5 protein-coding genes and 1 pseudogene are annotated in these 6,794 nt (G+C 41.9%); all 6 read right to left on the bottom strand.

Annotation, left to right across the window (positions count from 1 at the left end):
- Positions 1–590: pseudogene (locus tag FTU38_RS02215) on the bottom strand (RNA-guided endonuclease TnpB family protein); the annotation flags it as partial.
- 74 nt (positions 591–664) lie between these two features.
- Positions 665–1,330 carry a M48 family metallopeptidase gene (locus FTU38_RS02210; protein WP_180004670.1) on the bottom strand — a complete coding sequence of 222 codons (666 nt, stop codon included), beginning with the start codon at positions 1,328–1,330 and terminating at the stop codon, positions 665–667.
- Positions 1,331–1,498: 168 nt separating this feature from the next.
- A complete protein-coding gene (locus FTU38_RS02205; protein ID WP_078189413.1) occupies positions 1,499–1,906 on the bottom strand; it encodes a ribosome-binding factor A in 408 nt (135 codons plus the stop codon).
- Positions 1,906–4,599, bottom strand: coding sequence for a translation initiation factor IF-2 (gene infB / locus FTU38_RS02200; protein WP_111884116.1), 2,694 nt, complete (start codon positions 4,597–4,599; stop codon positions 1,906–1,908). The genes FTU38_RS02205 and infB overlap by 1 nt, the downstream gene beginning before the upstream one ends.
- Positions 4,600–4,609: 10 nt before the next feature.
- The gene (gene nusA, locus FTU38_RS02195) at positions 4,610–6,094 is read right to left on the bottom strand and encodes a transcription termination factor NusA (protein WP_078192558.1); all 1,485 of its coding nucleotides are present in this window, start codon (positions 6,092–6,094) and stop codon (positions 4,610–4,612) included.
- 35 nt (positions 6,095–6,129) lie between these two features.
- Entirely contained in the window at positions 6,130–6,654 is a 525-nt protein-coding gene (gene rimP / locus FTU38_RS02190) for a ribosome maturation factor RimP (protein ID WP_078189416.1), read from the bottom strand.
- Positions 6,655–6,794: the final 140 nt, after the last annotated feature.

The following is a 6,794-nucleotide window of genomic DNA, read 5'->3' as shown; positions in this document are numbered from 1 at the left end:
TTTCGATAGAATTTTGGATTTGAAATTACTGTGCCATCAGAACAGGTGGCAATATCTTTTAAGCCTAGATCAATACCAATCGCTTTGGTTGCTGTCGATTTATCTTGCTTAGGCGATTCAACAACAAAACATACATACCAACGCCCACGGCTATCCTCTACAAATGAACCTGTTTTTAACGTGTATTTGCTTAAACCGTAGCTATCCCAAAGCTTAAATTGGTGTTTTCCATACTGGACATATCCATTGGCATATTTGATAGCCACCTTTTTAAAGGGAATCCATCCCAAAGAGCGCCTTGCTGATTTTTTATTGCTGACACGCCATTTCAGCTTTGCCTTTTTAAATTGCTTTCTTCGGGTGACTAATTCTTCAGTTACAGCCTGAATGGTTTGACTATGTAAATTACATTCTTTGGACGTGCCTTTCGTATATTTGGCAATATCAAAAGCAGAGAGAAATTCACCTTTCCGCTTTAAATGCCTAAACTCTAAATCATTGACATAATTCCAGACGAAGTTCACTTCTGATGCTAGTTGGTCTAACACCTTGCAATGTTTGTCTTTTATACGTAATTTAAGGGTTTTCATGTACTTATATTAACAATCAAAACTCAAGGAAAATAGTCCTTAGTTAAATCAAACGACACTTCATGTCGTGTCGCTTATATCTCTGACCTGAAGGACAGAGTTTTACGCTCCATTTGATAAAACAGCTGTGCCATCACGGCATTCTGTCTTGAAACAAAATTTTTCCGCTCATTAATCTGTAAACTGGCCTGCTCTCGTATAGCATCATATTCTGCTGTTGTGAGTTTTCGCTGATTCTTCCAGTGCGCATCAGGTACATAACCTGTTCCATAATGTACATTCAACAATGGAAATTCATGAAAATATTTTGCCGTCGCACGTTTTTCTTTGGCTGTTAAAATATTCAGATGAATCCATTCACTGCCAAGATGAATCGATGGATCACGCTTCATACCTTCAGCAATCCATTTTTTGGCTAGTGAAATATTGCCGATCAACTCATAAGCTGTGCCTAAATTCACTGCCGTCTTCGGTAAACCTGGATGCTCATTTTCAATTGCACGTAAAACCTTAATGGCTAAATCGTAACGGCCTGCGTAGATCTGATGTACGGCATAATCATTTTCTGCCTGATAGTCTATTGGGCTAGGATGCCTTGAGACAAAGTTCTTCAATTTTTCGTCATGATGTTCTTCATGTTGATTTTCTTTTTCTGAATCAGATGTATAAAAATCTTCTACATAGGTATTTAAACATGCCCAACTTGGCATAGTGATGAGTAATATGCTGCTCAATAGCATGATTTTTTTTATTATATTGTGTGTATAGACTGGACTATCCAATGTCATTTTCAAGCTTAGTTTTATCATCTAGTTATAATTCTGTGTGTTATTGGGTATTTTTAAATAATGACCATTCAAACATAAAAAAGCCACCCGAAGGTGGCTTTTTTCATTCAGCGAACTGAATTATTCATCATCTTTTTTTGCTTCGTCAGTAGGAGGTAAGTCCTTGACCGCTTCTGCAATTAGACCAAACATATAGTTGCCATAAGCATTTGTTTTGTCGTAATGGAAACGCAAACGTGGCGTAATACGTGTTTTGATACGACGGCTCAGTTCATGACGCAAGAAACCAGATGCTTTATTCAAGACATCTAAAGTTTCTTTATTTGCGGCTTCACTTTGCTCATCGCCTAGCTCACGACCCATTACAGTCACATAAACTTCGGCATATCCTAAGTCTGGGCTCACCTTCACGGCAGAGATGGTCACAAGACCACCTAAGCGTGGATCTTTCAGCTCCTGACGGATCAGTTCTGACAACTCACGTTGTACTGTATCCGCCATACGCTTCAGACGTTGACTACCCGCCATTAAAGACTCCGTTTAATCAATTGAACATCGTACACTTCAATCTTATCTTGTGCTTTGATGTCTTTATAGCCTTTCACCGCAAGACCACATTCCATACCGGCACGAACTTCTTCAACCACATCTTTGTAGCGACGAAGAGATTCAAGCTCACCTTGGAATACCACCACGTCATCACGTAATACGCGAATCGGTTTATTACGGTGTAATGTACCTTCAAGTACCATACAACCTGCAGCAGCACCGAATTTACTTGAGTGGAACACTTCACGTACTTCAGCAACACCAAGAATTGTTTCACGGTGTTCAGGCGCTAATTTACCGCTCATCGCATCTTTCACATCATCAATTAATTGATAGATGATCGAGTAGTAACGAATGTCGATACCATCAGCATCAGCTTTTTGACGTGCAGTATTATCAGCACGTACGTTAAAGCCGAGAAGAACCGCTTCTGATGATTCAGCAAGTGTTACGTCAGACTCAGTGATCGCACCAACACCTGAACCAATAATACGTACTTTCACTTCATCAGTTGCAAGTTCAGCAAGTGCAACGTGTAATGCTTCCAAAGTACCACGTACGTCTGTTTTCAATACCACGTTGACAATAGGCACATCTTTCTTGCCCATAGACGCCATGATATTTTCAAGACGCATCGCAGATTGACGCTCAAGACGTTTTTGACGTTCACGATCCATACGCGCATCAGCAACTTCACGTGCTTTTTTCTCGTCATTTACAACAAGAACTTCATCACCCGCCATTGGCGCTTCTGGTAGACCCAAGATTTCCACAGGAATCGAAGGACCAGCAGATTTAATACGTTGACCATTTTCATCTGTCATTGCACGTACACGACCGTATGACGAACCTGCAAGAACAAGGTCACCCACTTTCAATGTACCGTTTTGAACAAGAATCGATGTTACCGCACCACGTCCTTTGTCTACACGTGCTTCAATTACAACACCTTGTGCCGCACCCTCTTCAGATGCTTTAAGCTCAAGAAGTTCGGCTTGAATTGAGATCAAGTCAAGAAGTTCGTCGATACCTGCACCGCTGTGCGCAGAAACCATTGCCACTGGAACGTCACCGCCCCATTGCTCAGGTACGATTTCTTTCGTCGTCAACTCATTCAATACGCGATCTGGATCAGCAGACTCTTTATCCATTTTGTTGATAGCAACAATAATTGGCGTACCTGCTGCACGTGCATGGTCAATCGCTTCAGCAGTTTGTGGCATAACACCATCATCTGCTGCAACAACCAACACTACGATATCTGTAGATTTCGCACCACGTGAACGCATTGCAGTAAATGCTGCGTGTCCCGGTGTATCTAAGAAAGTAATAATACCTTTTTCAGTTTTCACATGGTAAGCACCAATATGCTGTGTGATACCACCTGCTTCACCTGCAGCCACTTTAGAGCGACGAATACGATCAAGAAGTGATGTTTTACCATGGTCAACGTGACCCATAATTGTCACAACTGGCGGACGAGTGGTTTGGACACCACGCGCTTCTTCAGCTGCTTCAAGTAAGTTGTCTTCTGCTTGTGTATCCGAAACAAGTACTGGATTGTGACCCATTTCTTCAACAACAAGTGCTGCAATTTCTTGATCAATCGCTTGGTTTTGAGTAACCAATTCGCCCATTTTCATGAGTGATTTGATAACTTCGCGAACTTTAACCGCCATTTTCGCAGCCAAGTCAGCAACAACAATTGTTTCACCAATTTCAACATCATAAACTTGTTTTTTAACTGGTTTTTCAAAGCCATGCTTGTTCGCTTGACTTGTTTTTAAACCACGTTTATGTGAGTTATCACGGAAAGATTGCTCTTCGCCACGACGACCACCTTTTTTAGGTGAACGTGAATTGTTGGTATTGGTACCACGTTTAATTTCACGGTCTTCTTTCGCAAATGAATCTTCATATGCCTGACCTACAAGGCCGGCAGCAAGCGGAGAATCATCTACAACACGAATGGTCGCAGTAGTGTCTTCGTTAGAATACTTAGACGCCATTTGACGCATTTGCTCAAGCGTACGTTGTTGCGCTTCTTCAGCGGCTTTACGACGCGCCGCTTCTTCTACAGCTTTCAATTGTGCTGCTTGAGCTTCACGTGCTTTTTTCTGTTCTAGAGTTTCAACAGGTTTTGTAATTGGCTTGTTGTTTGACTTACGTTTTACAACAACCGCAGCTTTCGGTGTTTCTTGCTTCGCATGTTCTTGCTTCGCAGCAGCGCGCATTGCTTCTAAAGCTTGTTTCGCTTTAGATACTGGTTGTTGCTTCGGTTCTTCAGCTTTCGCTTCAACCTTAGGTTCCTGTTTACGTGCTTGTTGGTCAGCTTGTGCTTTCGCTAATGCTTCAGCTTTAATTTGCTCAGGATCCGGTTTAACAAATGTATGTTTCTTACGAACTTCTACATTAATCGTTTTTGCCTTGCCCGATGTACTCGCCACTTTAGCAGTACTGGTAGTTTTACGTTTCAACGTGATTTGTCCTGCATTGCCCGCATCCTGACCATGAACTTTTTTCAAATGGTTAACGAGGGCATTTTGTTGTTCAGTGGAGATAATATCGTCAGGTTTAGTTTGTGGTAAACCCGCATCACGAACCTGTTCCAGTAGCTTCTCAACTGGACGACCCACGCTGAGAGCTAACTCCTTAATCGACTTGTCCGTCATATATTACCTCCTAGTTAAACCATGATTCGCGCGCTTTCATAATAAGTTGACCTGCTTTTTCAGCACCTAAACCTTCGATATCAGAGATATCGTCAGTGGCTTGATCTGCAAGATCATCTACAGTTACCACACCGCGAGCGGCAAGCGCATATGCGATTTCTTTAGTCACGCCTTCCATTGCAGCAAGCTCTTCGCTTGGCTCTTGGATGTTTTCTTGTTGCTTCAATGCATCAGCCAATGCAATTTCTTTTGCACGACCTTGTAGCATTTCAACAGTTTCAGCATCAAGTTCGATCTCATCGAATGTTTCCGCAGGAACATACGCGATTTCTTCTAATGATGTGAAACCCATTTCAACTAACGCCATCGCTAAGTCTTCATCAATATCTAGACGTGTAACAAACATATCTAAATATTGTTGCGCTTCGTTTTGTTGGCGTGCGTGATATTCTTCTTCAAGCATCATATTGAGCTTGTAACCAGTCAATTCAGATGCTAAGCGTACGTTTTGACCTTGAGAGCCAATTGCACGTGCTAACTGATCACTCGTTGCAAAAATAATATCTGCAGTACGTTCTTCTTCATCAATCACGATACCTGATACATCAGCAGGCTCTAAAGCACTTGCAATGTATTGTGCCGCGTCATCCGACCAAACGACTACATCAATACGCTCACCATTTAACTCTGACTGAACCGCTTGGATACGTGTACCACGCATACCAATACATGCACCTACAGGATCAATACGGTGATCGTTTGTTTTCACAGCGATTTTAGCACGAACGCCAGGTTGGCGTGCAGCTGCCTTAATCTCAATGATTTCTTCAGCAATTTCAGGAATTTCTTTCTTCATCAATGCGATGAGCATTTCTGGTTTAGAACGAGAAAGTAATAACTGAGCACCACGGCCTTCACGGTTCACATTAAACAAAATCGCGTTTACACGTTGTTTAGGACGTAGAATTTCTTTAGCGATCATTTCTTCACGCGCAAGATATGCTTCTGCATTGTCACCTAAGTCAATGATAAAGCCATCTTTGGTTTGTTTTTTCACTTCACCGTAGATGAGTTCACCAACTTTAGATTCGTAAGCATCTGCAATTAGCGCACGCTCTGCTTCACGAATTTTTTGAACAATCACTTGTTTCGCAATTTGTGCCGCAATACGACCAAAATCAATCGATTCAACTTCAAGTTCACGAATATCACCAATTGCCCATTTTGCAGGATCTACATCAGAGATCGCATCTTGGCATGCTGGCATTTCGTGATCTTCGTCGGCAACCACTTCCCATTGACGGAAAGTACGGTAATCACCAGTACGACGGTCGATTTCTACACGTAGACGAGCTTCTTCCGAGTGAGTTCCCTCGTAGAATTTCTTCTTAGTCGCTGCAACTAAAGCTTGTTCAAGCGCTTCAAAAATTGCATCACGACTTACACCTTTTTCGTTACTAACCGTTTCTACTACGGTAAGAATTTCACGAGCCATAAGTCACCTATTCGTTCAGATTCTTATTTATTAAATTAATCTTGGAAAACCAGATTTGCTTTATCAATATTGTGGCTGTCAATATCCAACACTTGTTGCTTTTCAACTTCAACCTGAATCATTTCGCTTTCAAGGTCTACGCTTACAAGTTTGGCTTGGAATTTACGACGATTATCCACAGCACTGATCAAACGCAAAGCGACTTGCTGACCAATGTATGCCGTCATTTGTTCCAATTTAAAGAACTGACGATCCCAACCTGGAGATGACACTTCCAATGCATATTCGCCTGAAATTGGATCATGTACATCCAACATCGCACCCACTTGCTGAGTGACACGAACACAGTCCTGCACACCGATACCACGGCCTTGCTCAACTTCGCCATCTTCATTGATGACAGGTTCTGCATTTTCATCAACTTCACGGTCGATATAAATACGTAACAGTGAACGTTTTCCTTGAGGTTGGAAATCAATCCCCCAAAGTTCTACATCACATGCTTGCACCGCTGGGGCAATTAAGTCCTGAAGTGCTTGAGTTTTATTTGATAGCTTCATTTACTCTCGTCAAATTTGTGCGATTCGATGGTCGAAATGACCACTACAGACCAATGCAAAACTATAGTAGTAGTGAAACATGACGGTTTGACCAAAATACTGTCGACACTACACGATAGCCAATAAAAAAGGGCGTAAAT

The sequence above is a fragment of the Acinetobacter sp. YH12098 genome, assembly GCF_013419235.1.
GTDB lineage: Bacteria > Pseudomonadota > Gammaproteobacteria > Pseudomonadales > Moraxellaceae > Acinetobacter > Acinetobacter amyesii.
The sequence above is the reverse complement of the archived record's forward strand: the minus strand, read 5'-3'. Positions and strand labels throughout refer to the sequence as shown.

Excerpts from the sequence above, each read along its gene's own strand:
- FTU38_RS02210 (WP_180004670.1), bottom strand. The coding sequence starts at position 1,330 with ATGCTATTGAGCAGCATATTACTCATCACTATGCCAAGTTGGGCATGT.
- rimP (WP_078189416.1), bottom strand. The coding sequence starts at position 6,654 with ATGAAGCTATCAAATAAAACTCAAGCACTTCAGGACTTAATTGCCCCA.
- infB (WP_111884116.1), bottom strand. The coding sequence starts at position 4,599 with ATGACGGACAAGTCGATTAAGGAGTTAGCTCTCAGCGTGGGTCGTCCA.
- FTU38_RS02205 (WP_078189413.1), bottom strand. The coding sequence starts at position 1,906 with ATGGCGGGTAGTCAACGTCTGAAGCGTATGGCGGATACAGTACAACGT.
- nusA (WP_078192558.1), bottom strand. The coding sequence starts at position 6,094 with ATGGCTCGTGAAATTCTTACCGTAGTAGAAACGGTTAGTAACGAAAAA.